We start from the raw sequence: 24,578 nt of genomic DNA on the forward strand, positions 1-24,578 counted from the left end.
GGCGCGTGGGGTTACCTAACGGGCGCTAGGTGTTCGCGCCGACTTCTTGTAGTAGCGGCAGCAGTTGGCTGCCCTGACGCTCGATCTCCCGTAAGTACGGGGTGTCGGAAAGGACGAAGTGGGTGATGCCGAGGTCGCGGTATTTGCGCAGCGACGCGGCGACGTCCGCCGGGGAGCCGACGAGCCAGGTGGTGGCCGCGCCGCCACTACCGAACCGGCCCGGTGCGGTGTAGAGATTGTCGTCGAGCACGTCACCGCGGGCGGCCAGGTCGAGCAGTCGCTGCTGTCCAACGGCGGTACGGCCGTGCGGGTTCTGTGGCGACACACCCGCGTTCTTCGCCATCTCCGCGACCTTCGCCTCTGCCTCGGCCCAGGCCTGCTCGGTGGTGTCCCGGACGAATGTGGTGATCCGCAGGCCGAACTCCAGGGGTGCATGCTCACGGCCGAGTTCCTCGCTCAGTGACCGCAAGCGCTCGATACGCTCCCGCACCCCCTCGAGGGGCTCACCCCAGAACAGCTGCACATCGGCCTCGGTCGCCGCGACTCGTTCCGCGGCCTCGGATGCGCCGCCGAAGTAGAGCGTCGGGTGCCGCCGGTCGCCGCGTGGGGTGATCCGTGGCTCCAGAGTGGATTCGGTGACCTGGTAGTGCTCACCGCGGTAGGTGACGTTCTCCTCGGTCCACAACTTGCGGATGAGCTGTAGGAACTCCTTGGTGCGGGCGTAGCGGTCGGGCTGGTCGCTTTCGGTTTCGCCGTATGCGCCGAGGTTGTCCTTCCCGGACACGATATTGACGCGGACCCGGCCACCGGAGAGATGATCGAGTGTCGCTGCGGCCGAGGCGAAGTTGGCCGGGCGCCAGTAGCCCGGCCGGATCGCGATGAGTGGCTCGAAGGTGGTCGTCCCGGCGGCCAGTGCGGTGGCGACGGTGATCGTGTCCGGGCGCCCCCAACCGGTGCCGATCAGCGCCCCCTTCCAGCCGTGGTCCTCGAGCGCCCGTGCCTGGGCGTGCAGGGTTGCCAAGCTGTTGTGGTCGGCCGTGACGGGTTCGCCGCGGTGTCCGGGCGTGACCTGATTGGGGATGTACCAAAGGAATTCGAGACTCACGGATGATTCCTGTTCAGTGGTGTACGGCGTCTTGACGATTCGACGGCTGGTTCGGTGTCGGAGTCGGGCTGCTGAGTGCTGGCGCCTGCACGATCGTCAGCGGCGAGCGTTTGCGCAGGGTGAAGCCGAGCGTTTCGTACAAACTGATCGCGGTCGCGTTGTGGGCGACGGCGTGCAGGAATGGCGTCTCGCCGCGGGCGCGGATGCCGGCGCCGACCGCGCGGATCAGGCGCGCGGCGAAGCCGCGGCCCCGGAATTCGGCATCGGTGCAGACGGCGCTGATCTCGGTCCAGCCCGGCGGATGCAGGCGTTCGCCTGCCATCGCCACCAGCCTGCCGTCCACTCGCAGGCCCAGGTAGGTACCCATTTCAATGGTCCGCGGCGCGTATGGGCCGGGTTCGGTGCGGGCGATCAGGTCGAGGATTTCGGGCACATCCGCCGCGGTGAGTACGTCGAGTTCCGGGTCATGGGCGACGCGCAGGGCGGTGCCGTCCATTTGCACTGAGCCGAATTCGTCCAGCACCGTCCAGTCGGCCGGCGGCACGTGGCCGTAGCCGCGCAGTGCGGTGCTGCCGCCAGGTCCGAGCAGGGTGGCCAGATCGGCCCAGTCCTGATCGTCGAATACCGGCGGATGACCGAAGAATCTGGCGACCTCCGGGTCGTAGCGGCCGACGCGGCCCACCCAACTCGCGAACCTGCGGTGCTCGCCACGCAGCGACGCCCGCACCGGGTCGTCGAGCGGGTGCAGTGAGGTATCGATGTCGATGGTCGACTCGGTGGTCATCGCGCACTCCTCCGCATCAGGATCCGACCGGAGAACGTTAGCGACGCACACGACCGCTGGCACCGGTTGCGCTCACCGCAATTCATATCCGGTGGCGGCCTTCAATTCCGCTCGCCCACCGGGTATTTCCCAGCGCTCGAGCTGATCTCAATCGTTGACAGCACGCCTGCCGGGGCGGGATCGTGCCGCGACGACCCCCACCTGGCCACCAGGTATGGGAGCCAACGGGCAGCGCGGCCGACAGATCGGTGAACCACCGCAGTACCGGCACCGCAACGCTCGAACGAGGCTCGCACCGGCTTCGCGCGTTGCAGGACATGACATTCGCGCAGGCACAGAAACGGGAGACGATGGCACCGGAACAATTACATCTCGGCGTCGCGCTCGATGGAGCGGGTTGGCATCCGGCCGCGTGGCGGGAGCCGAATTCCCGGCCCACCGAACTGTTCAGCGCAAGGTACTGGACGGATCTGGTCACCACCGCACAGCGCGGCCTGCTCGATTTCGTCAGCATCGAGGACAGCCAGGCGATTCCGGGGGACCGCCACGCACCTGCCGACGACACCATCGACCGGGTCCGGGCCAGGATCGACGCGAACCTCATCGCCGCCCGGGTCGCTCCGGTGACCCAGCACATCGGGCTCATTCCAACGGTGACGACCACCCACACCGAACCGTTCCACGTCTCCAAGTCGATCGCCACGCTCGACTACACCTCGCGGGGCCGCGCGGGCTGGCAGGTCCGGGTGTCCGCAACCCCCGGTGAGGCAGCACATTTCGGACGCCGGGAACTGCGCGACATTACCGCCGCCGAGTTGGCCGAAGCGGTCGCGTCGGGCACCTTCCCCAGCGAAGTGCACGATCTGTTCGATGAGGCCGCCGACGCCGTCGAGGTGGTGCGGCGACTGTGGGACAGCTGGGAGGACGACGCCGAGATCCGCGATGCGGCCGCCCGCCGCTTCATCGATCGCGACAAACTGCACTACATCGACTTCCAGGGCCGCTTCTTCAGCGTCCGCGGACCGTCCATCACACCGCGCCCGCCGCAGGGGCAGCCGGTGGTGGCGGCGCTGGCACACGGCCCGCTGATCTACGAATTCGCGGCCCGCGGTGCGGATCTGGTCTTCATCACCCCGACGCGCACGGCCGGCCCCAGACCGGTTGTCGAGCAGGTCTCCGCCGCTGCGGCACGGGTGGATCGCGGTGGCGAACCGCTGCGGGTCTATGCCGACATCGCCGTCTTCCTCGATACCGATGACGCGACCGGTCCACAGCGCCTGGCGCGATTGAACCGGGCTGCCGAATTCACCTCGGATGCGGCGATTTTCGCCGGCAGCGCCGATGAACTCACCGAACTGCTCATCGAATGGAGTGGCCACGGGATCGACGGGTTCCGGTTGCGGCCCGGTGTCGCGGTCGATGACCTCGCCGCCATCGCCGACCGGCTCGTCCCCGAACTGCAGCGCCGCGGTTTGTTCCGCACCGGCTATCCGGACGGTTCGCTGCGCGCCCTGCTCGGTTTGCCCACCGACGTTCCCAACCGTTACGCGACTGCCTGAGAGAGGTCACCGTGAGCACTCCACATAAGCAGGTCATCCTGGGCGCCTACCTCGGCGGCGTCAACCATCACACCTCCTGGTGGCATCCCGAGGCGGGCAGCCAGATCGATTTCAGCAGTTTCGAACACACCGCGCGCACTGCCGAGCGCGGCAAATTCGACTTCTTCTTCCTCGCCGAAGGGCTCATCCTGCGCGAGCGCGCGGGCAAGATCTTCGACCAGGACATTATCGGCCGCCCGGACACCTTCACCGTGCTGGCCTCGATCGCCGCGGTCACCGAACATCTCGGGCTCGCGGGCACGATCAACGCCACCTTCAACGAGCCCTACGAGCTGGCCCGACAACTGGCGAGCCTGGATCACCTATCCGATGGTCGCGCCGCCTGGAATGTGGTGACCTCCTTCGACGCCTTTACCGGCCAGAACTTCCGCCGCGGCGGATACCTCGATCCGGCCGACCGCTATGTACGGGCCGAGGAGACACTGAATGCCGTTCGCGCTCTGTGGGATTCCTGGGATGCGGCCGATCTGGTCGCCGACAAGGATTCCGGCCGGTTCCTGGCCCGCCCGGATGCCGGGGCATTCGCCTTCCACGGCAACCAATTCGACATCTCCGGACGGTTCACCGTGCCGCGCAGCCCGCAGGGTCGGCCGGTGATCCTGCAGGCCGGTGTCTCACCGCAGGGCCGCGCATTCGCCGCCGCCAACGCCGATGCCATCTTCTCCCCGTACGGCAAGCTGCCCGAGGCCGCGGACTTCTACCGCGATATCAAGGCGCGCGCGGTCGCGGCCGGACGGGCGGCCGAGGACATCAAGATCCTGCCGTCGGCGAGTTTCGTGCTCGGTGAGACCGCGGCCGAGGCGATCGAGAAATTCCACGCGATCCGCAATGAGCAGGTCACGGGGCAGACCGCGCTGATTCTGCTGGAGCAGATCTGGAACCGCGACCTGTCGGGCTATGACCCGGAGGGCCCGGTACCGGATATTGATCCGGACCCCGACGCGGCACCGATCATCCAGGGGCGCGCCTTCGTACACCAGGACCGCTTCGCCACGGTCGAGCGCCTGCGCCAGGTCGCCGAGGCCAAGAAGCTCACTCTGCGCGAGGTGGTGATCGACCAGTTCGAGCGCGGCCCCCTGGTCGGGACGCCCGCCCAGGTCGCCGAGCAGATCGATAATTTCGTCCAGAACGACGGCTCCGACGGTTTCATCCTCGGCTCGCACCTGGTCCCTTGGGGCCTCGATGAATTCGTCGACAAGGTGGTGCCGCTGCTACAGGACCGCGGCGCGCTGCGCGCCGAGTACACCGGAACCACGTTGCGCGACAACCTCGGTCTCCCGAAGGTGCGGTCGGCGGTTTCAGCCGGTGCGTGAGTCCCGTTGCGGGACTTGACAATTCGGACGTCTATCGAGCGGGGTGGTGCGGGTCGATCCACGGGACCGATTCGGGATTCTCCGCTATGGGGATGTCCAGATTTATGACGATCGGCTCCTGATCGCTGCGGATCACCACGCAGCTCAGGGGCGCATCGTCGTCGGCATTGAGTTCCTGATGCGGTACGAACGGTGGGACGTAGATGAAGTCACCGGGACCCGCTTCGGCCATGAACTCGAGCCGGTCACCCCAGCGCATGCGGGCGCGCCCGGCGACCACGTAGATCACGCTCTCCAGCGGGCCGTGGTGGTGCGCACCGGTCTTGGCGCCGGGTTCGATCCGCACGGTCCCCGCCCAGATCTTCTGGGCGCCCACCATGGCATTGCTGATCGCGGCCTCGCGATACATGCCGGGCGTCTGCGCGGTGTTGGGGTCGAGGCGGTCGCCGGGGACGACCCGTACACCTTCTAGCCGCCAGTCCGGTGTGCTGTCATTCATCGGATCGGCCTTTCGGCGTCAATCGTGGAATTGGGCGGTTATCGTCAGGCTACTCCGGCCAGGGTTGGACTCTGGCCACGACCTGTTCGGTCGCGGGGGACCCGAGTGGTAGCTGACGACGACGCTCGCTCCGGCCGCACCGAGCCGTTCGACGATGGCGCGGCCGATGCCGCGCGAGCTGCCGGTGACGATCGCGACCGGCATGTGTGCCTCCATAGTTGATGGCGTCGATCCCATAACAGTGCACCGCGGCGGTCACCGACATACCGCCGCGGTCAGCGGGCGGGTAGTGGGGGGAGTTCGAGATTGTCGCGGAATGTGTCGCCGATGTAGTCGCTGCCGACGATGCCGCGGCGGCGTAGTTCGGGCAGGAGTCCGTTGGTGACGAAGTCGCGGGTTCGGGGTTCGGCCAGTCCGCCCAGTGAGATGACGTCGAGGACGCCCGCGCGGTAGCGCTCTTCGATGGCATCGGCCAGTTGTTCCGGAGTTCCGGCGGCGGCCCAGTGGCCGGTGTCCTTGGACGCGATGATGAGCTCACGCAGTGTGCGGCCCGATGCCGCGAGTTTCGTGAAGATCTCCACGCGGCCCCGGCGGCGGTTCACCGAATTCAGCTCCGGCAGTAGGGTTTGCGGTATCGGTTGGTCCAGCGGTAGTTCGGACAGGTCGACGCCGCCGCCCAACATATCGGCCAGGCGGATTCGGCCCGCGTCGAAGTCGGTCGCTTCGGCTGCCTCGCGCACGAGCTGGCGAGCCTGCTCCTCGGTCGCTCCGTAAGTCGCGTGCAGTGAGCTCATGATCAGCGGCAATCCGGGTGCGCGGCCGAGCTCTGTCGCGCGGGCGCGGACCGTCTTCGTGTAGGTGACCGCGTCCTCGAGTGTTGGCAGCGAGGTGAAGACCACCTCGGCGAAGCGGGCGCCGAGCTCGATGCCCCCTGCCGATTGACCCGCCTGGAACTGGACCGGGCGCCGCTGCGGCAACGGCGGAATATTGAGCGGGCCCCGCACCGTGAAGTACTGTCCCGCATGCTCGATCGGGCGCACCTTGGTCGCGTCGAGGATCGCGCCACCGTGCCCGTCGGGGGTCAGTGCCCCCGGCTCCCAACTGTCGAACAGCGCGTTGACGACCTCGAGCGATTCGGTCGCACGCGCATACCGATCCTCCGGACTCGGCAGGTCCTGGTCGCCGTAATTCTCCTCACCCACCGACGAGGTCACGACGTTCCAGGCGGCGCGGCCGTTGCTCACATGGTCGAGGGTTCCGAACAGCCGGGCGAGGTTGAAGGGATGATGAAAGGTGCTGGTCACCGTGGCGATCAGGCCGACGTGTGTGGTCACCGCGCTCAACGCGGACAGGAATATCAACGGCTCTTGTGCGCCGATCGCGCCCTGCGCACCGAAGCTGAGCAGATCGGCGGCGAACAATGCGTCGAACTTATCGGCCTCGGCGATCTTCGCGATCTCGATGGCGGAGGCCACCGTCGATTCCTTCGCGTCGATGGCGGCCGCATACACGCTCACCGCGCCGCTGACTCCGGTGACCGTCTTCAACGGCCGACGTCGTGCAGAACTCATTTACCGAAGCAAACCGTATTGTCCGCCCGCCGAACAGGATTGCGATCAGTCGGACGCGAATCCTATGCGCACGGAAATCGATTGTGCGGAGGTGCCTTCGCCGAATGGTCAATTCAGCGCCGCGCTGAAATGGGGCCAGGAGTTGTGCAGGTCTTGCTGCCAGTAGCCCCAGGAGTGGGTGCCGGTGGGTCGGAAGTCGAAGATCGCGGGAATGTTGCGCTCCCGCAGGCGATCCTGCAGCCGGTGGGCGCACTGGTTGGTGATCGCTTCCAGGATGACCCCGCTGGTAAGCTGTCCGACCAGCTTGGGGACATTGCCGTGCACCGCGTCGGGAGTGTCGAGTGTCCCGGGCAGACCGCTGCCGGTGGCGACGTAGATGGTGGTGCCGCGGAGCTGGTCGGCGTGCACGTAAGGGTCATTGGCGGCCCAAGCGGGGTCGGTGGGTGGTCCCCACATATTGATGGGGTTGCCGCCCCAGCGTCCGACGACGGCGGCGACCATGCCCTGGCCTTGCGGATCAGAGGTTTGGATACAGCCACTGTAGGAGCCGATGGCGCGGTAGAGCCCGGGTGCGGCCAGCGCCAGTTGGAAGACCGAGGTCGCGGCCATGGAGATGCCGGCGATGGCGTTGGTTCCGGTGGTGTGGAAGGCGCTATCGATGATGGGTGGGAGTTCGCGGGTGAGGAAGGTGGTCCAGCGTTGCCGTCCCAGAACCGGGTCGTCGTCGTGCCAGTCGGTGAAGTAGCTGCCTGCCCCGCCGACGGGGATGACGATATTGACGTGTTTGTCGGCGAAGAAGTCCGCGATATCGGTCTGGTCGAACCATGTACTGCCCTCGTTGCCCCCGCTGGCGCCATTGAGCAGATACAACGTCGGTGCTGGGCTCGAATCGTTCTGTGCGGGAAACACTTCCAGGCCGATGTCGCTGTCCATCGCGGCGGAGTGCACGGCGACGTCGAGCATGCGACCTACTCCGGCACCGATACCGAGCAAGCGTGCACCGGCAGGGTCGGGCTGCACTGGAACAGTGGGCGCGGCGTCGGTGGGCCGCGCCGCTGGTTCTGCGGTGGCAACGCCCACTGGCTTCGCGAGCGGCAGGGTGAGCGCCGCCGTCGCGAATAGGGCAAGGCATGCGACCCGGCCGAGGCCGGCTCCGGTGCGGACATCCACTAGATACCTCCCGGCGGTAATCGGCGGTGACGGCCCTGTGGCGACGGTAGGGCGCGGTTTCCTTGTCGGGCAACCGGTCGGCGGTCGATTTGGGTGCCCACCCAGTTGAATCGGTTTCGGGCTGGTTCCGGTCACAAGATTGTCGAAGACCTGTGGCTCTCGACAAGTTTCTGCCGTTAACTCGGTGATCATGCTGCGGCGCAGCGCATTTGGTTCGCATCGGTCTTTCCTGCGAATTCCCCTGTCTGCATGAATTGAGGCACCTGTGGTCAATTTCGGTTTCATCGAGGAATGGGTGCCCGCCCCGGGCAAACTGACCAGTTGGACCGCGTCCCCGCAATCGCTGGACGCAGCGCGGCGGGCGCCGATCGTGCCGACTCCGCCCTCGCACCAGCAGGAGGAATATCTGCGCACGGTGCGCCGCCATGGCGACGCCGGATTCCGGGTCTCCCGGTTGTGCATGATCGCTTTCACCATACCGGGCGCACCCGATTATCCCGCCTGGACAAGGACTTTCAACGCATTCCTGCGGCGCCATGACACCTTTTGGAGTTGGTTCTCCTTCGAGCCCGATGGCAGCGTACGCCGGCATGTGATGAGCCCGTGGGCCATCCGATTCCTACCGACCGAGCACGGCGAGTTCGGTGCGAGTGCGGCGATACGCGCACATGTGGAGCTGGAGACGCCAGCGGCATTGTGGTGGGACTGCTGCAGTTTCGGGGTGATCGAACATGCCGATTCGTTCACCGTGTACGCGGCGGTCGATCATTTGCATACCGATGGTATCGCGCAGGCATTGTCATGTGTCGATCTGCTGATGCTCTACGGCAATGAATTGTCCGGCGGCAAAGTCGAATCCGCGCCGGTGGACGGACATCTCGCCTATTGCGAGCGCGAGCGCCGAGCGAGCGCCGAATTGACTCTGCGATCCCCACAGGTCCGTACGTGGTTGGAATTATTGCGGCGCAACGGCGGTGGCGTTCCGGGATTCCCCCTGGATCTGGCGGTCGGTGACCAGGAATATATTCGGGGCACACAGATAACCGTGCCGTTGGTCAGTGAAGACGATGCTGTGCGATTCGAGCACGTCTGCCAGCTACACGGCGGGCGGTTCACCGGTGGCCTCTTCGCCGCAGCCGCACTGGCGGAGGCCGAACTGGGCGGTGGGGAATGGTATTTCGGGCTGACTCCCGCCAATACCCGTAGCACGCCGGGGGAATCGGGGTCGGTGGGCTGGTACACGAACCTGATTCCGGTCGAGTTCCCGGTCCGGGCCGGAGACCGTTTCACCGCGGTGGTGGCGACCGCCCAGGCGGCCCACGATCGCGGTAAAGACCTCATCGATGTGTCACTGCATCGTGCGGTGGAGTTGGCCACTCCGGAGTTGGGTATCCGCGTCGAACCGGGCTGGTCGGCACGCATGCTCTCCTATGTCGACGTGCGCAAGATCCCCGGTGTCGAGATGTTCGACCAGATCAACGGCGGCATGTACGGCAGTCGCGGGTTGTCCCGCGAGGTGTACATCTGGGTGAACCGGTTCACTGACGTGACGCAGCTGAGCCTGCTGTTCCCCGACACCCCGCAGGCGCAGGCGGCGATCCGATGCTATATCGCTGCGCTGCAGGCGGTCTTCGCGGCGGTCGTGGCCACCGGCGATTACGCTGTGCCCGTCACCGTGTCGTCGTGAGCGCACCGGCAGCGGTCGAAGCCCCGGCACGCGCCGTCGTCTCGCGGGATGCGTGGGGATCGCTGGCAGCGTGCCTGTTGGCGGTGTTCATGCAGATGCTGGATCTGACGATCGTCAATACCGCACTGCCCGATATCGCCGTTGACCTGGCCGCGTCCGGCTCGGCGCAGTTGCTGGTGGTGACCGCCTACAGCATGGCGTTCGCCTGCACCTTGATGACGGCAGCGCGGCTCGGGGAACTGATCGGACGTCGACGCATGTTCCGCACCGCGCTGGCCGGATTCGTGAGCGCCTCACTGTGGTGCGGCCTGGCGCACCGCGCCGATGAGCTGATCGTGGCGCGTGGTGTGCAGGGGTTGGCAGGGGCGGCGATGTCGGCACAGATCATCGCGATCATCACCGCCGCATTCCCCCCTGCCCGCCGCGCGCTGGCGTTCGCGCTCTACGGCGGCAGTGCCGGGCTTGCCGCGATCGCCGGGCCGCTGGTCGGCGGTCTGCTCGTCGCCTCGGGTGCGTTCGGGGTGGGGTGGCATGCGATCTTCCTGATCAATATGCCGATCGGACTGATCGCTCTGGCCTTGGCGCATCGATTTCTGCATCTCGATGTGTCGGCGACCGGTGAGCGGCTGGACGTGTTCGGGATGGTGCTATCGACGGCGGGGCTGTTCCTGTTGATCTATCCGCTCACCGTCGGTCGTGAAAAGAGTTGGCCGCCAACTTTTTTGATAATGATGCTGGCGGCGGTCGCATTGTTGGCGGTATTCGGGTGGCAGCAGTACCGGTTGGCGCGCCGTGGCGGGAGCCCACTGTTCCGTGGTGAGTTGTTCGCCGATCGTGGGTTCGCGGTCGGGGCGGTGCTCACGATGGTGTTCTTCGGATTGTTCGCGGCGTCTCTGCTCACCGTGTCGGTCGCGGCGCAATCCGGATTGGGTTTCTCCGCGCTGCGGACGGGGCTGGTGCTGGTGCCGTTCGCGGTCGGCGGCGCATTCGGCGCAGTGACCTCGCCTATTCTCATCGCGCGCTGGGGATCGCGCACCCTGACCGTCGGCCTGCTGCTGTTCACGCTCGGGGTGGCGATAATGGCCGCGACGATCAGCCCGCGTGCGGCGGGCGTTGATCTCGGACAACTGAGCGGCCCGGTCCTCATTGCCGGGGCGGGTATGGGCTGGTTCGCCGCACCGCTGCCGGCGGTCATGATGGCTGGCGTGGCCGAGCGGGTCACCGGATCGGCCACGGGTACGGTGCCGACGCTGCAGCAACTCGGTACCTCGATCGGGGTGGCCGCGATCGGTGTGCTGTTCTTCGACCGTGTCGCCCGCGCGGCCGATGCGGGTACCGCACAGGCGAAAAGCGTTCTCGTGAAACGACTCACCGATACCGGTGTGCCCGCCGACCAGCAGGCTCGTATCGTCGAGGGCTTCGGTGACTGCGTCCACACGGCGTTGATATCACCGACTCCGAAGCTGGCCGAACACAGTTGTACGGCAAGTGATGCAACAATCGCCACGGCCATCGATGCGGCCACTCGTGTGGCGACAGGCCACACCTATCTGGCGGCCTACTCGACGGTGCTGTGGGTGGTGTCCGGTGTCGCGTTCGCCTTGACCGTACTGACTGTGGCTCTGCCGAAGGTGCACAGTTCATGACCATCCCGACAGCTCGTAGCCACCCGCGGTCGGCCAGCACCTCGACGACATCTGATGGCACCGGTCCCGACGCTGCGATAGAAACGGTTGCGACGAAGAGCCGTACGACAGTCGGCGCATCGAAGGTTCTGGCGCCGTTCGCGCTCGGACCTGTCGCGGCCATAGCGGCGGTGGCCGGGCTGATCCTGGTGGTCCGGGCGGGCAGATACGACTATTTCGGTGATGAGCTGTACTTCCTGGCCGCCGGTCGGCGGCTCTCGGCCGGATATGTCGATCAGGGGCCGTTGCTTCCTCTCGTCGCTCGGCTCATGGACGCCATCGCACCGGGATCAATTGTCGCACTGCGGCTTCCGGCGATCATCATGGGACTTGCGGGTATCGCGCTGGCCGCCGCGCTCGCCCGCGAGTTCGGCGCCGGACGCGGCGCACAGCTGCTCGCCGGACTCGGTTATGCCAGCTGTCCGTTCCTGGTCACACAGGCGGCGACATTGTCCACCTTTGCCTTCGATGCCACCTTGTCCGCGGTGATCGTGTGGCTGTCGCTGGTGTGGATCCGGACCCGTCGCGACGGCGTGCTGCTGGTCGCCGCGTTGGTCGCCGCACTCGATATCGAAGTCAAACTACTGATTCCGGTGCTACTAACGGGGATCGGCCTCGGCGTCATCGTCTTCGGGCCCCGGGCGATGCTGGGCCGCCCGGCACTGTGGCTCGGGGTGCTGACTGTCGCGGCCGTCGCGGCTCCCGGGCTGTGGTGGCAGGCCGCAAACGGGTGGCCTCAGCTGGATATGGGAACGGTGATCCGTTCGGAACAGCTCGCGGCCGCAGGGGGTCCGGCGAGTGTGCCGATCCAGCTGGCCACCCTCGCAGGGGTGCTCGGTTCGGTGCTGGCGCTAGGGGGGTTTTGGCGAGTGGTTCGTTATCCCGAATGGCGTGAGTACCGGTTCCTCGCTGTCGCCGCGGCAGGCCAGATCGGATTCGTGCTCGTGTCCGGTGGGCGGCCCTACTATCTGGCCGGGTTGTTGCCGGTGCTGTTCGCGGCCGGTGCGGCGGGGGTGTCGGTGTGCGACCTGCGACGGTGGTGGCGCGGCGTAGGCATCGCAGTCGTCGCGGTGGCGGTGACGATCGCGGTGGCGCTGACCGTATTGCTGCCATTGCCGACCTCGCGATTGCACAACCCGACGCGGACACCGCACGAGCAGTCAACGCGCATGCGTATATTCGGCACCACCGGGTGGTCGGAGTTGGTCGCCGCTGTGCGCGCGGCCGACGCGCGGCTGGATCCCAGTGAACGACCCCGCACGGTTATAGTCGCCCAAACCTATTGGCAGGCCGCGGCGATCGATCGGCTCGGCGGCGCCGATCTGCCCGCGGTGTACAGCCCCAACCGCGGCTTCGCCTTCTTCGGCACACCGCCCGATTCGGCCACAACAGTTCTCTACATCACCGCCGGAGCCGCGGAACCAGCACTGCGCCCGCTGTTTTCCCAGGTGGAGCCGGTTGTGCGAGTCGACGACCCGCTCGGCTTCCCTGGTATTTCCAGCAGGGTGACGGTGTGGAAATGCTTGGGTCCGACCAGTAACTGGTCCGAACTCTGGCGCACCCGCACCACGTCCGTCCTCGATCCTGGATTGTGACCACGCCCGGAAGCGCTGCGCCAGGGCAGCATCTGCCGCGAGCGCAGCGACTGGACCGGGTAGTCGGGATCAGTTGACGGTGTCGTGGACTTTGCGAGCCCGCCCGGCGATACGCGGAGTATCGCCGAGCGGGTTCCCTTCCCCGTTCGCTGTGCGGACGCCGCCACGTCGCACAGCGCAGCAAGCTTAGCCAACCCAGTCCACGGCGGCGGGAAGCCGCGCCGTAATGGCGCCACCAAATTTCCCCCGCCGGTATGGGCGCGCAATCCTGATGGCCGGGTTAGGCGTTGGCCTTCTCGTACGCATTGGCCACCTCGGCCGAAATCCGTCCGCGCGCCGAGACGGTGAGGCCTTTCTTGCGCGCCCAGTCGCGAATGGCGGCGGTGCGTGCGCGGTCATTCGCCGAGCGAGAAGCGTGGCCCTTACTCCGTGGTACGCGACCGGTTCTGCGGGCGTTCGGTGTCCAGTTTTCGAAGATGCCGCGCAGCTGGCTGGCATTGTCCGTGGACAGATCGATCTGGTATTCGACCCCGTCCAGTGCGAAGGCCACTGTTTCCTCGGCGGGGGACTTGCCGTCGTAGTCATCGACCAGCGTCACAACGACCTTGCGTGCCATGGGCATTCCTCTTCATGAGTCGACAGCGGGCAGAGAAACGTGATCATAACGAGTGCCTGCGAGGCGACTCGCAGGCGTCTCGCTCGGCCGGAATCTCACGGTGAATTCGGCCGGGATTCTCCCTATACGAAAGTGAGCGGTGGTGCTGGAGGGAAGTTCACGGGGACCGCGGTCGGCGCACGGTGAAAGGCGCCCGGCCGCCACTCCAATTGGTCCGCGGGCACGGCCAATTCGATATCGGGTAGGGCGTCGAGCAGTTGGTCGAGCGCTTCTTGCACAATGACCATGGCTATTGACTGAGCCGGGCACGAACGCGGCCCGGCGCCCCACGCCAGATGCGACCGGTTGCCGGTCCGGTCGCCACCGACCGCGGGATCGTTGTTGCACGCCGCCAAACTGATCACAACGGGCTGGTGGACCGGCAACCACGAACCCCCGATTATCTGTGGCTGCCGTGGAAAGCGCGAACAAAAGTTCGCCAGCGGCGGATCGGTGAACAGTACTTCGTCGATCGCGTCACGGATGGACAGCGCGCCACCCAGGAGCTCATCGTGGAACTGGTCATTGGTCACCATCAACAGCAGTGCGTTGACGATAAGGTTCCACGTCGGTTCGGTACCCGTCGAGTACAACATCGCCGTCTGGGCCACGATCTCCGCATCGTCGAATCGGGCGGAATGTCCGATCAGCCAGGAAATTACATCCGCACCAGGCGCCACGCGCTTGGCTGCCACGACATCCGATATCGCCGCTGTGAACCGCTGCTCGCTGTGCTCGGTCGAGGCCGCATCCGAGGCATCGCGCAGCGCCACCAAGGCCGCGAACGCTTCCTGCCCGGCCTCCGGCGAGAACCCGAGCAGATCGTTGAGCACCCGCACGGTGAGCGGGACGGCGTACTCGCCCAGCAGATCCACGGAACCGGTCTCGCAAAAGCTGTTGATCAATGGCACCGCGATGGCTTCGACCGCGTGGCGTAGGGCGTACAGATCGACTTTGTCGAGGCTGGCCGTATAGGCGGCCCGATGACGAGAATGGTCCTCGCCCATCGCCTTCGACTCGGTGGGCCCCCACTCCATCATCGGTAGGACCGGGCAGTGCTCCGGAACCGTGGCCTGCCAGGCCCGCGGGTCCGCCGGGAAGTGGGCGGGATCACTCAGGATGTTCAGTGCTTCGCGGTAGCCGATCACGAGCGTCGCGGGCACATCGACGGCTATCTCCACCGGAACGAGCGGACCGTGACGACGCCGCATATCGTCGTATGCGGCGTGCGGATCAGCTGCGAACTCCGGCGAATGCAGGGACATGGCCAAGAAAGTAGCTCCCAAGAACGAATAACACGTTAACGGTGAGATCTGTTCAACTGCACGGTCTTTCAAGCCTGTGTATGCGACCGTCTCCAGATCGCCGGCCCACTATCGGTCATACGGGTCGAAGCAAATTGCTACTGGAACGCTACGAGGTGGATGGATCCCATTGATCCACAGGCAGTTACGGCCTTACGCGTTTAGAACCTCGGTGCCCGGTCCCCGGTCGGCGCGATCGTCCATACGCCTGTCCGAAACCGAGCTGTGCACCAAATGTGTTTGACCGTAACATGTTTCGATCATCGTGGGATCATACTCCCTCCCTATCGCGGTCCGCAGCGCGAACCGGCCCGAATAGCACTATCGCCGCAAACCGGCGAATATTTGCCGTACCCGACCGTCCAGTAGCTGACAGCGTGCGCGTTCGTGGCGTAGCTCGGCGGACGAGGACCTTTTGTATCCACCGGAGTGCAGACAATGGCGCGTCCGGAGTCCGGCGAGCAGACTCCGGGCTAACGCGCCCGATAGTCGTGTCGGCAGTGGACAAAGCCGCGCATTTTCGGCACGGAATTCGTTGGCCCACGTCGAACGCACTCAGTCGGTCGCAATCTGGCGTCTTGCAAATGTCGAGGATCGGCTCCGCCGTATAGCGCTACCGGTTTGCCATCTCGTCACACACGCCACAGGAGCACCAGTGTGTGCGAGTCGCATTCGCTCGTTCGGCGGGTGGTCGTGACGCCGTGCGGGCCCCAGGTTGTGACCGACACCAGCTTCGGTAGGGCTCGCCGGTCAGCTGTCCCAAGAAATTTGGGACCGGGTGTTCACATCGGTGATCGAGGTCCACCGTCGGCGCACACAAGAGCGCTGGGAGGTGCGCGCGTGACGAAGGTCGACACCCAGCGGTCGTCGGCAGGTGTTCGCGCTGTATGGGCGACCGCCGGATGCGCCGGAATCCCCTGGTCAGGCGATGAATACCGGGTCGACTGCCACTGCGAGATCTGCCCATCGGCGTGCTCGTCCTCGGCCTTATCCGTGTCGGATCGACCGTGCAGCGCATGGTGCTGGTCTCCGCGACAATGCGAGCTCGGCGACGCATGCCGGTGGGCACCGGCGTGGATGCGACGCGTCCTGCGCAAGGTCGTTGCCCGCGAGTCGATTTCCGGCGTCGTGGATCGAGATTTCAGCAGGCCAGGCCGCTGATGTGCGGCTTGCGGCCGGTTTCGGCGGCGCGCACGGCGGCGGCGATGGCGACGACCGGCGGCACCCAGCGGGCCTCGGCCGGGGAGACTCCCCAGCAGGCCGAACCGGCCGAGAGCCGGGTCGGCGGCAACGGGATGCTCGCACCGCCGGTGTGCACGATCGCGCCGGCCTCGCGCAGCGCGCCGATCGCCATCGCGGCCTTGGCGGCGCCGACGACCACATGGATCTCGCGCCGGTGCGCTCCCGGAATCTCGATCACCGGACCGGACAGATTGTTCGCCCGCAGGAACCGGCGCACGGTGGCGGCCAGTGTGCCGGTGAGTTCGATGGCCGATATCTGCTCGTCGGTGATCAGGCAGACGCCATTGACCGTTTCGGCGACCGTCCACCCACGTCGGCGGCAGTCCTGCACCGTATCCGAAACGGCCTCGGTCACGGAACTCGGAAACGTCGTGGGCACTGTCTTCTCCGTTCTGGGTCAATCTGCGACCATCAGCGTCACATCCCTACCTGGGCATCAAATCTGTTGGGGCTTAGAGTTTCCCAACAGATTTCTTACGGCCCCGATTCTGCGGGGTTCCCAGGGCCGTGACATCGGCCTATGGTCGCGGCCGGTGTCCTCCTTTCGTCGGACACCGGCGCCGGAGTCATCCGGGTAAACCCCAGAACTTTCCGTGCAGTCCCACCTGGGCGAAATAGGCTGTGGCCGAAGCCGGATCACGCCGGATGTACCCGGATTCCATACGCCCGGAGTACCAGTCACTGGCCAGCCGCCACAGCGTGGCCAGGTCCATGACGTAACCCGGTGTCTGCCCGGTGTTCTCGAGCCAGGTTTCGACGCAGTCGGCCGAACAGAAGAGGCGCTGGTTGGCGCAACTGTGCACGACGTCGTTCCAAATGCGGGGGACCGAGGTGAGGAAGTGGGCCACCTGATCCCCGGCGGGCGGAGCCGCGCGTCCGACCACCCAGGCGTGGGGGGTGTCGCAGGCCGGGCAGCGCGTGGCGACCAGCACGTCCGGCTCGTCATGCAGCAGGCGTGGGATGGCGAAGGAATCCCATGCGCAACCGCCCCACCACAGCGTGCTGGCACCCATTACCGAGAAGCCGAGCGGGATGGCGGCGAAGGGGTGCGCCATGAGGATCCGGTCGCGATCCTGCGTGTCGAGGACCAGATCGCGGTGTTCGTGCAGCGCTGCGAGCGCGTCGCGAATCTCGGGGTGCGCGAGTGCGGTCTCGGCTGCCAGATCCGCTGGGGTAGGGGCGGTTCCGGTGCGGGCGAAGTGGGCGTACACCGCCACGCGAACCTGTTCCCGCTTCGCCGCGGAAGGATCGTTCATTGCTCTACCTCCTGACCCAAGTGCGGTGTCCCAGCCTCGGCCCGGGCGGATCGGAAGTCTTGAACGCTGGTGCGGCGGGCGCGACCTACGCGAGTCTGCGTGCTACCTCGCCGAGTCCGGTGGCTATGGCCTCCTGCTGTTCGGGGCTCAGCACATCGATGAGCACGCGGCGGACCGTCTCGACGTGACCGGGTGCGATCTGTTCGAGGCGGTGACGGCCGTCCGCGGTGAGAACGGCGGTGACACCGCGGATATCGGTCGGGCAGGCCTCGCGGCGGACGAGGCCGGACTTCTCCAGCTGCGTAACCTGGTAGTTCAGACCGCTTTTCGAGGTGTAGAGCGCATCGGCCAGTTCGGTCATCCGCAGTTGGCCGTCCGGGGCGGCGGCGAGGCGGACCAGCACTTCGTACTGGGTGTGCGAGAGCCCCTCCTGCTTGAGGTGCTGTTCGACCTGGCGGCCGACGAGTGCCCAGGCCGCCAGGAAGCCCTGCCAGGTGCGCATCTCCCGCTCATCGAGCCATTTCGCATCAGCCACGGCATCCATCCTACTCGGGTTGTTCAAATTTGAACAACAGGCTATAGTCTGGCTGAGTTCAAATTTGAACTACTTGGATGGAGTGCAGTGATGAGTGCAGCTTCGCGTCGCGAATCGACGAGCGGTGGGCCTGGGCAGATGCCGGTGCTCTACCTCTCGCACGGCGCGCCGCCCTTGGCCGACCATCCGCGATGGCCCGGTGAGCTGGCCGCGTGGTCGCGCGAATTGCCCCGGCCCACCGCGATTCTGATGATCTCCGCGCATTGGGAGGCCGCGCCGATCGCGCTCGGTGCGACCACCACGGTGCCGCTGGTCTACGACTTCGGCGGCTTTCCGGAGCGCTACTACCGGGTGCGATATGCCGCGCCCGGGGCGCCGGAACTGGCGGACAAGGTGCGCAAACTGCTCGCCGGCGGCGTGGTCGATGTCCCGGATCGCGGGCTGGACCACGGTGCCTATGTGCCGCTGAAGGAGATGTATCCGGATGCCGATATTCCGGTGCTGCAACTGTCCATGCCGACGCTGGACCCGCAGCGGCTGCTGGCGATCGGCCGCAAACTCGCGCCGCTGCGCGCCGAGGGGGTGCTGATCATCGGCAGTGGCTTCTTCACCCACAACCTGCGCGCCATCACCGCCGATGACGAGCGCGTCCACAGCTTCACCGCCGATTTCGACGACTGGGGCCGGGAAACCCTCGCCGCCCATGATCTCGACGCCCTGCTCGACTTCGAAAACAAGGCCCCCGCGGCACATCTCGCGCATCCGCGCACCGACCATTTCGCACCGCTGTTCGTCGCCCTAGGCGCGGGGGCGGACGATCTGGCCGACCAACGCACCGTGATCGACGGGTTCTGGCTGGGCATGGCCCGCCGCTCCATCCAGTTCGGCTGATCCACCCTCACGAAAGGCATCCGCATGACCGCCATGCTCACCGCCCCCGCACCGCGCACCGAAACCACAGCCCCCACACAGCCTTACGACCTCGGCCTGCTGGTGCTGCGCTCGGCCGTCGGCCTCACCATGGCCGCCCACGGCACCCAGAAACTGTTCGGCTGGTTCAATGGCGGCGGCCTCACCGGAACCGGCAAGTTCTTCGAAATGAGCGGCTACCCCGCGGGCAAGGCGATGGCCGCCGTCGCCGGACTCACCGAAACCCTCGGCGGCCTCGCCCTCGCCATCGGCCTACTCACCCCCCTCGCCGCCGCAGCACTGGTCGGCACCCTCCTCAACGCCATCGCCGTCAAATGGGGCAGCACCTTCTTCGCCCCCAAGGGCATCGAATACGAACTGATCCTCACCCTCGCCGCCACCTCCCTGTCCCTCACCGGCCCCGGCCGCTACGCTGTCGACCGCTTCATCCCCACCCTGCGAACCCACCGCCTGACCTTCGGCCTCGCAGCCATCGCGCTGGCATTGGTTACCGCTGGCGCAGTCCTCCTCGTACGCAACTAACGCACACCCCGCACTGCGGTACCGACCAGGGCCGCAAGGGAATCCGCACACGCGAACTGCAAAGGCCGCCCCGCCTAGCACCATCCCGGGGCAGCTTTCCTCTGCGTCCCCACCCGCCGTCGCCACGGACCGGATCAGTGCCGATGGCCAATGCGCGCGTCCCAGCGCGCAATCGCTGCGCGGCCCCAGCCACCGTGACTCGCCTGACGTCAATCGTCGAGAATGCGCTGGTGCAGGTGTGCATTCGACGTTTGCCTGCATCAGCGCATGGTGATCGTTCGTCCAAGTCGCTGGTGGTGAGGGGTGGTGGTTGGAGGTTGGGTTTGGGGGGTGGGCTATTTGTTGGGGGGATTGGGGGGATCGAAGTTGGCGGTGAGTTGGTATTCGAAGCCGAGACGTATTTGGACTTCGCCGTTGAGGGGAACCTTATAGCCGTGTGGAATTCGTTTGCCGTTGACGAAGGTGCCGTTGCTGGAGCCCTCGTCGCGGATCCACGCCCGGCCGTTCTCGGTCATGCCGATGGTCGCGTGCCTGCGTGAGACATCGGTAAAGGCTCCGAGCCTTGTCGCGAGGGGGCTGTCTTGCCGTCCAAGGGGGAATTCGCTACCCGGATCCAGCCGCAAGGGCGGACCGTCGTCGTTCGGAGACCGGATGAATGCTGGGTGCAATGCGGCGGGGATCTCGGCCGCTGCATGCGGCAGACGTAGCTCCGTTTCGTAAGTATGGCCGAGCAGAATCCTATCCCCGTGCTGTACCCGCACGTTCTCGTACGGGTTGATCCGTTCGCCATTGACGAAGGTGCCGTTGGTGGAGCCTATGTCGCGGATCCAACCATGGCCCTGGCTATCGATCCACATGAAGGCGTGATTGCTGGAGACGTACGGGTTTTCCCGCAGAGCGGACGGCAGCCGCGGATCGCCTGCGCGCCCAAGTTTGATCATCTCGCCCGGAATCAATGGGATCGGGTCGGCGGTGTCGCCGAACCCGAGCATCGGCTGCGGTGGTTGGGCTGGCATCGGCGGTGGTTCGACCGGCCGCGGTGGTTCGGCCGGCTTCGGCGGTCCGACCGGTTCGACGGGCGGATGCGAGTCCGGCAGCGGCCGGTTGGGAAGAAAACTGATCGATGTTTCGAAATCGTGGCCCAAGCGGATCGTATCGTTGGGACCGATCACCCGCATCTCGTCCGGTGCCAATCGCTCGCCGTTCACGAATGTGCCCTTGCTGGAGCCGCTATCGGCGATCCATAGACGACCGTCCCGGAGCACACCGACCCGGGCATGATTGCGGGACACACTGGAGAAGGGCTCCAGCATCGAGGAACCCGCGGCACTTCGGCCGATCAGCACCTCACCTCCGATGGACATCGGGAATGTTCGGCTCACGATCCCGAACGAGACAGTCAGCTTTCCGGAGACCCGTTCGGCATGCGGCGCATGGACGCCTTCGCTGCCGATGAGATGTGACGGCATCGCCGGGTGGGCGACCTTTGGATCGTGCAGGGTGCTGTCGATCGGCCGCAGGACGCCGTCTCCGTCGATGCTGTGCGCGATTACCCAGGCTTTGTCGATGGTCGGGTGGAGCCGGAGTTCCTGCCAGCGACCGACTTCCATGGGCCCGCCCACGAGCGGATCGAATACGATGACGTCCTCGCCGACCTTGGTCATCTCGATCCGGTAGGCGGTTGTGCCGTTGTCGAGCACGACGGTGTAGGTATCGGCTGTCGCATCCGGGATGATGCCACCGTGGTCGTCGCGCGCCACGCCTGTCCGCAGATCGCTGATGAGTTGATCCACCGGATCGGATCGGCCCGGTCCGAGCTCGGCGACCGGTACCAGCCGGCCGCCGACGCTGCCTTCGAGCGCAGTCCACGCAATCGGACCATCGGGAACACGGAATACGTCGTCGGCACCGAGGTCGACGAGTGCCCGGTTGCCCCTGGGCAAGTTCTGGCCGTCGGGTACGAGATTCCCGAAATGATCGGACAACTCGGGGACATACCTGGAGACGTCGCGGCCGAGGCCGATTCGGGCCATCACGCGTAGTAGTGGGTTCGCTTCGCCGGCGTCGGGGGCAGCTGGACGGTAAGTGCCGTCGACCGCGGCGAGTCGCTGTCCGCCGTGCAGCGCCAGAGTTTCGGGCGGGTCCTCCTTCCGCGAGTAGGTGGTGTACATCGACACGTCGTGCGGCGGTGCCGACGGCCCATGGGATTCGGCTGGATTGATCGTGTAAATGGTGTGCAGGCCGTCTTCGCCCAGTGCGGCGTATGCGGCGGCCGAGGCGTGGTCGAACGTGATCACATCGTGGCCGGCGACCACATCGAGTTCGATGCCCGCGGCGGCAAGATCGGGATCCACTCCGCGGTGCTGTTGGTAAATGGCGTTTCCTACGGCAATATCGCGTCGTAACAGCGGGCCGCGGAGGGCATCGCCCGAGGCATTGTCGCCGCCGGTGCCGCGCACCCAGCCCACCACGGCCACGTCGGCACCCGGCTGCATTCGCTGCATTTCCTGGTAGAGCCGTTTGGCCGTCAGCCAATTCTCGTGATAGTCGATCGTGAACGTATTCGGATGTATCGGCGTCACCACATAGATTCGCTTGGCCGCGGTGGCCGCGTTCCCAAAGACAAATGCCGCTTCACCGGTGACCGGATCGAGATCCCGCAGATAGTGCGGTACCCCGTCGATATCCATGGTGATGCAGTCGATCAGTGATGGGGTCCGGAAGTACTCCAGGAGTTCGTCCCCGGTGAAATTGCTTCCGCTCGCGGCCTTGTCGATCAGTGCCTGCATGCGCGCCTTCAGAACACGCAAGGAGGCTTGGGTGCTGACATCGTCCGGGATGCCGAGGGCGCGGGTGAGCAGTTCGGGGTGGGTTCGCAGAAGGGCGCGTTGGAGTCTGCTCAATCCGTAGCCGGAGTTCTCGAAGCGTTCCTGCGCGACCTGTGCACGCAGGCCGTCCGGAATCGACTCGTCGGTCAGCCCGCGCCACCAGGCCAAGTTGTTGAGGGCCTGTGCGCGTCCGTGCGCGGCGAAGTCCTCGGGGCTCGCGTGGTCGTCCAAGTACGCCGATCGGTCGAGCGGTCGCAGCAGTTCGGCCGCCGATTCCGCACTGCTCTCGCCGGCACCGGGGAGTCGTGACAGCGCGTGCGCGGCGAGTTCGCGGTCGGACTCGTTCGGTGGGTCGCCATCCTCGAAGTTCATCCCCTCGGGCGGATCCGGCGGCGGAATGTCGTCGCTATGGCCCGAGCCCGCAGATGCGGTGATCAGTCGAAGTGCGTACTCGTCGGCATCGTCGTCGAACGGATCCGGCTCGTGCGGCGGTTCAGGTTCACTTGCGCTCTCGCCGTTCGGGTCTTCGTGTCGCGCGGTGATCAAACCGACAGAGCCCTCGCCGGGCGCGTGTTCTCCAGCAGGGTTGGCGGGGGAATCGGGGTGGCCCGGTACCGGCGGTTCGCCGAGGTCACTGTGGGCCCTGGCGATAGGTTCCGGTACCCGATAGTGCTCGGGGCCGTGGCCGCCTGGAGCGCTTATACCTCCGTCACCCGCGGGGCGCGCATTGCCCGGCATGCGGGACACGCCTGCGCGCGGATCCTCGCCGAGCGAGACTGGCCGGTCGCCGCGCGCCGGGACGAACACGCCGCGTTCGGGTGGCTGTCGACGGGTGCCCTCCACTGTTCGCGAAAGCTGTTCGGCCCGTTGCCGGTTCTGGTTGGTATTGGTGTGGCTCGCAGTGCCATCGGCTGATCTTCCCGGTGCGATCTCCGTGAACATATGGTTGCCGACCACGTGTACCGCCGGGGCCCCGGTCGTCGTGCGAGCCCGGGCCGCTTGGATGACCTGCTGTGGATTGTCGACGACCGTGTGGATGACGCGGGTGCCGTCGTGGAAGGTCAGGCGTTGGACAGACTCCGGCGGACTATCCAGGGTACCGGCGCGGGTAACGCGCTCGATGCGCGGCGGTCGGCCCGAGCGCAGCAATTCGTCTATGTGGGTACTGAATTCGCGTTGGTGTGCCGCCGACCGGTGTGCATCGGCTCCCGCCTTGTGTACCCGCAATGAGCCAGATGCCGCGCCGACGAAACCTCCGCCGAATCCGGTAATCGCGGAGTCGCGGACGGCTTTGAACAGGTCGCCGAGACTATGGATATCTTCGTGGTGCAGCACGAGTGCGGGGATTGCGCCGGCGACGCCACCGAAGAGCCCGCCTGCTCCGCCGATGATCATTGTGCCGCCGATGTGAGAGGTGAGGCGGCTGAGGTTACTCGCTCCGTTGCCGGTGAGTTTGCCGAGCACACCCGGAGCGATGCGACGGCCGACTTCCGCGCCGACGGCGCCACCTAGCGCGCCACCTGCCACTTGTTCGAGGAATGCACCCACATCGAATGTCTTGCGGTTACCGTCGATGAGGTCCCAGGCCTGCGCGCCGGCACTCGTGACCGCGCCGAACATCGCCCCGATCTTGGCGGCGTGAATGGCGCCGTGCAGGGCGACGCGCTGGGCGGTGCCCGCAGCGACTCGTTCGCCGACCTCGACCGGTAGCTGTCGGGCAGCGGCGCGCATGGCGGCTTCGGCTTCGGCTCGGTCGGCGAGGGCCTTGAACCCGCCGCCCTGGTAGAACAGGAGTACATCGTAGGAGACCTGTGCGGCAAGGGTCATCCCCGCGACGATCAGCAGGTGTTCTGTCGACAGCGTGGCGTCGGCAGTGCCGTAGAACTGCAGCCCGAAGCTGTGATGGACGGCGGCTTGATCGCGCATGGCCTGGGCGACAGCGCGGTGCCGCGTGGCCAACCCGCCGCGCGTATTGCCTTCGACCGCGGCTTCGGCCTGTCGTGCTTCGGCGTCATACTGGTCTGCCGAGCTGTTCAATGCCTGGCACAGCTGCATATGGGCGTCGCCGCAGCGGCGCATGGGTTCGACTTCGGTTTTCGGCCAGTGCCCGAGGACCAGTTCGCGGACGAAGCCGGGCAGTTCGGCCAGCAGGCTGCTCACATCCGCCATCGATAGCCCCACTCCTTCCAGGTGCGTGCAACAATTGTTGCGTAGTTAGCTGGCGTCGAGACTCTTACCGCTATTGGGAATACCGTGCGCTCGCATCGTCGTCCACGGT

The 24,578-nt window shown here is 66.0% G+C and carries 19 protein-coding genes; 7 read left to right on the top strand and 12 right to left on the bottom strand.

Translation table 11 applies throughout. The features are described from left to right. Window positions 1–25: 25 nt before the first annotated feature. Window positions 26–1,105: an LLM class flavin-dependent oxidoreductase gene (locus ACQP2D_RS18535; RefSeq protein WP_433684934.1), complete on the bottom strand. Its 1,080-nt coding sequence runs from the start codon at window positions 1,103–1,105 to the stop codon at window positions 26–28. 13 nt (window positions 1,106–1,118) lie between these two features. Further along, window positions 1,119–1,889, bottom strand: a complete 771-nt coding sequence (locus ACQP2D_RS18540) for a GNAT family N-acetyltransferase (RefSeq protein ID WP_433684935.1) — start codon at window positions 1,887–1,889, stop codon at window positions 1,119–1,121. 317 nt (window positions 1,890–2,206) lie between these two features. Here ACQP2D_RS18540 and ACQP2D_RS18545 point away from each other — a divergent pair, with 317 nt between their 5' ends. Further along, the gene (locus tag ACQP2D_RS18545; RefSeq protein ID WP_433684936.1) at window positions 2,207–3,448 is read left to right on the top strand and encodes an LLM class flavin-dependent oxidoreductase; all 1,242 of its coding nucleotides are present in this window, start codon (window positions 2,207–2,209) and stop codon (window positions 3,446–3,448) included. A gap of 11 nt (window positions 3,449–3,459) precedes the next feature. Next, entirely contained in the window at window positions 3,460–4,821 is a 1,362-nt protein-coding gene (locus ACQP2D_RS18550; RefSeq protein ID WP_433684937.1) for an NtaA/DmoA family FMN-dependent monooxygenase, read from the top strand. Between the two features lie 31 nt (window positions 4,822–4,852). On the opposite strand, the gene ACQP2D_RS18555 is transcribed toward ACQP2D_RS18550, so the two are convergent. The 4 genes from ACQP2D_RS18555 to ACQP2D_RS18570 form a co-directional block, all read right to left on the bottom strand. Next, window positions 4,853–5,320 (bottom strand): cupin domain-containing protein, encoded by a 468-nt coding sequence (locus ACQP2D_RS18555; RefSeq protein ID WP_433684938.1) that lies wholly within the window; start codon window positions 5,318–5,320, stop codon window positions 4,853–4,855. 18 nt (window positions 5,321–5,338) lie between these two features. Next, window positions 5,339–5,557 carry an SDR family NAD(P)-dependent oxidoreductase gene (locus ACQP2D_RS18560; protein WP_433684939.1) on the bottom strand — a complete coding sequence of 73 codons (219 nt, stop codon included), beginning with the start codon at window positions 5,555–5,557 and terminating at the stop codon, window positions 5,339–5,341. Between the two features lie 38 nt (window positions 5,558–5,595). After that, the gene (locus ACQP2D_RS18565) at window positions 5,596–6,891 is read right to left on the bottom strand and encodes an NtaA/DmoA family FMN-dependent monooxygenase (RefSeq protein WP_433684940.1); all 1,296 of its coding nucleotides are present in this window, start codon (window positions 6,889–6,891) and stop codon (window positions 5,596–5,598) included. Between the two features lie 108 nt (window positions 6,892–6,999). After that, entirely contained in the window at window positions 7,000–8,061 is a 1,062-nt protein-coding gene (locus ACQP2D_RS18570; protein WP_433684941.1) for an alpha/beta hydrolase, read from the bottom strand. Window positions 8,062–8,326: 265 nt separating this feature from the next. Between ACQP2D_RS18570 and ACQP2D_RS18575 the strand changes: the two genes are divergently transcribed. The 3 genes from ACQP2D_RS18575 to ACQP2D_RS18585 are packed head-to-tail and all read left to right on the top strand — an operon-like array spanning window position 8,327 to window position 13,028. Further along, a complete protein-coding gene (locus ACQP2D_RS18575; RefSeq protein WP_433684942.1) occupies window positions 8,327–9,748 on the top strand; it encodes a condensation domain-containing protein in 1,422 nt (473 codons plus the stop codon). Next, window positions 9,745–11,394: an MFS transporter gene (locus tag ACQP2D_RS18580; protein WP_433684943.1), complete on the top strand. Its 1,650-nt coding sequence runs from the start codon at window positions 9,745–9,747 to the stop codon at window positions 11,392–11,394. The genes ACQP2D_RS18575 and ACQP2D_RS18580 overlap by 4 nt, the downstream gene beginning before the upstream one ends. After that, window positions 11,391–13,028 carry a glycosyltransferase family 39 protein gene (locus tag ACQP2D_RS18585; RefSeq protein WP_433684944.1) on the top strand — a complete coding sequence of 546 codons (1,638 nt, stop codon included), beginning with the start codon at window positions 11,391–11,393 and terminating at the stop codon, window positions 13,026–13,028. Before ACQP2D_RS18580 ends, ACQP2D_RS18585 begins: the two co-directional genes overlap by 4 nt. A 280-nt stretch (window positions 13,029–13,308) precedes the next feature. Here ACQP2D_RS18585 and ACQP2D_RS18590 read toward each other — a convergent pair whose 3' ends face one another. The 5 genes from ACQP2D_RS18590 to ACQP2D_RS18610 form a co-directional block, all read right to left on the bottom strand. Continuing rightward, window positions 13,309–13,644 carry a histone-like nucleoid-structuring protein Lsr2 gene (locus ACQP2D_RS18590; RefSeq protein ID WP_433684945.1) on the bottom strand — a complete coding sequence of 112 codons (336 nt, stop codon included), beginning with the start codon at window positions 13,642–13,644 and terminating at the stop codon, window positions 13,309–13,311. A gap of 122 nt (window positions 13,645–13,766) precedes the next feature. Beyond that, window positions 13,767–14,948, bottom strand: coding sequence for a cytochrome P450 (locus tag ACQP2D_RS18595; RefSeq protein WP_433684946.1), 1,182 nt, complete (start codon window positions 14,946–14,948; stop codon window positions 13,767–13,769). 1,180 nt (window positions 14,949–16,128) lie between these two features. Further along, on the bottom strand, window positions 16,129–16,608 hold the full coding sequence (locus tag ACQP2D_RS18600; protein ID WP_433684947.1) for a hypothetical protein: 480 nt from the start codon (window positions 16,606–16,608) through the stop codon (window positions 16,129–16,131). A 187-nt stretch (window positions 16,609–16,795) separates the two neighbouring features. Then, window positions 16,796–17,485 carry an organomercurial lyase gene (merB, locus tag ACQP2D_RS18605; protein ID WP_433684948.1) on the bottom strand — a complete coding sequence of 230 codons (690 nt, stop codon included), beginning with the start codon at window positions 17,483–17,485 and terminating at the stop codon, window positions 16,796–16,798. Window positions 17,486–17,570: 85 nt separating this feature from the next. Beyond that, window positions 17,571–18,020, bottom strand: coding sequence for a MarR family winged helix-turn-helix transcriptional regulator (locus ACQP2D_RS18610; RefSeq protein WP_433684949.1), 450 nt, complete (start codon window positions 18,018–18,020; stop codon window positions 17,571–17,573). Window positions 18,021–18,110: 90 nt separating this feature from the next. Here ACQP2D_RS18610 and ACQP2D_RS18615 point away from each other — a divergent pair, with 90 nt between their 5' ends. Both ACQP2D_RS18615 and ACQP2D_RS18620 read left to right on the top strand, forming a co-directional pair. Continuing rightward, window positions 18,111–18,911: a dioxygenase family protein gene (locus ACQP2D_RS18615; RefSeq protein WP_433684950.1), complete on the top strand. Its 801-nt coding sequence runs from the start codon at window positions 18,111–18,113 to the stop codon at window positions 18,909–18,911. 24 nt (window positions 18,912–18,935) lie between these two features. Further along, a complete protein-coding gene (locus tag ACQP2D_RS18620) occupies window positions 18,936–19,472 on the top strand; it encodes a DoxX family protein (protein ID WP_433684951.1) in 537 nt (178 codons plus the stop codon). Between the two features lie 335 nt (window positions 19,473–19,807). On the opposite strand, the gene ACQP2D_RS18625 is transcribed toward ACQP2D_RS18620, so the two are convergent. Then, on the bottom strand, window positions 19,808–24,469 hold the full coding sequence (locus tag ACQP2D_RS18625) for an FHA domain-containing protein (protein ID WP_433684952.1): 4,662 nt from the start codon (window positions 24,467–24,469) through the stop codon (window positions 19,808–19,810). Between the last annotated feature and the right edge of the window lie 109 nt (window positions 24,470–24,578).

Source organism: Nocardia sp. CA-119907, assembly GCF_050955995.1.
Classification (GTDB): Bacteria; Actinomycetota; Actinomycetes; order Mycobacteriales; family Mycobacteriaceae; genus Nocardia.

Excerpts from the sequence above, each read along its gene's own strand:
- ACQP2D_RS18565 (WP_433684940.1), bottom strand. The coding sequence starts at position 6,891 with ATGAGTTCTGCACGACGTCGGCCGTTGAAGACGGTCACCGGAGTCAGC.
- ACQP2D_RS18585 (WP_433684944.1), top strand. The coding sequence starts at position 11,391 with ATGACCATCCCGACAGCTCGTAGCCACCCGCGGTCGGCCAGCACCTCG.
- ACQP2D_RS18545 (WP_433684936.1), top strand. The coding sequence starts at position 2,207 with ATGACATTCGCGCAGGCACAGAAACGGGAGACGATGGCACCGGAACAA.
- ACQP2D_RS18590 (WP_433684945.1), bottom strand. The coding sequence starts at position 13,644 with ATGGCACGCAAGGTCGTTGTGACGCTGGTCGATGACTACGACGGCAAG.
- ACQP2D_RS18540 (WP_433684935.1), bottom strand. The coding sequence starts at position 1,889 with ATGACCACCGAGTCGACCATCGACATCGATACCTCACTGCACCCGCTC.
- merB (WP_433684948.1), bottom strand. The coding sequence starts at position 17,485 with ATGAACGATCCTTCCGCGGCGAAGCGGGAACAGGTTCGCGTGGCGGTG.
- ACQP2D_RS18625 (WP_433684952.1), bottom strand. The coding sequence starts at position 24,469 with ATGGCGGATGTGAGCAGCCTGCTGGCCGAACTGCCCGGCTTCGTCCGC.
- ACQP2D_RS18560 (WP_433684939.1), bottom strand. The coding sequence starts at position 5,557 with ATGGGATCGACGCCATCAACTATGGAGGCACACATGCCGGTCGCGATC.
- ACQP2D_RS18620 (WP_433684951.1), top strand. The coding sequence starts at position 18,936 with ATGACCGCCATGCTCACCGCCCCCGCACCGCGCACCGAAACCACAGCC.
- ACQP2D_RS18555 (WP_433684938.1), bottom strand. The coding sequence starts at position 5,320 with ATGAATGACAGCACACCGGACTGGCGGCTAGAAGGTGTACGGGTCGTC.
- ACQP2D_RS18595 (WP_433684946.1), bottom strand. The coding sequence starts at position 14,948 with ATGTCCCTGCATTCGCCGGAGTTCGCAGCTGATCCGCACGCCGCATAC.
- ACQP2D_RS18615 (WP_433684950.1), top strand. The coding sequence starts at position 18,111 with ATGAGTGCAGCTTCGCGTCGCGAATCGACGAGCGGTGGGCCTGGGCAG.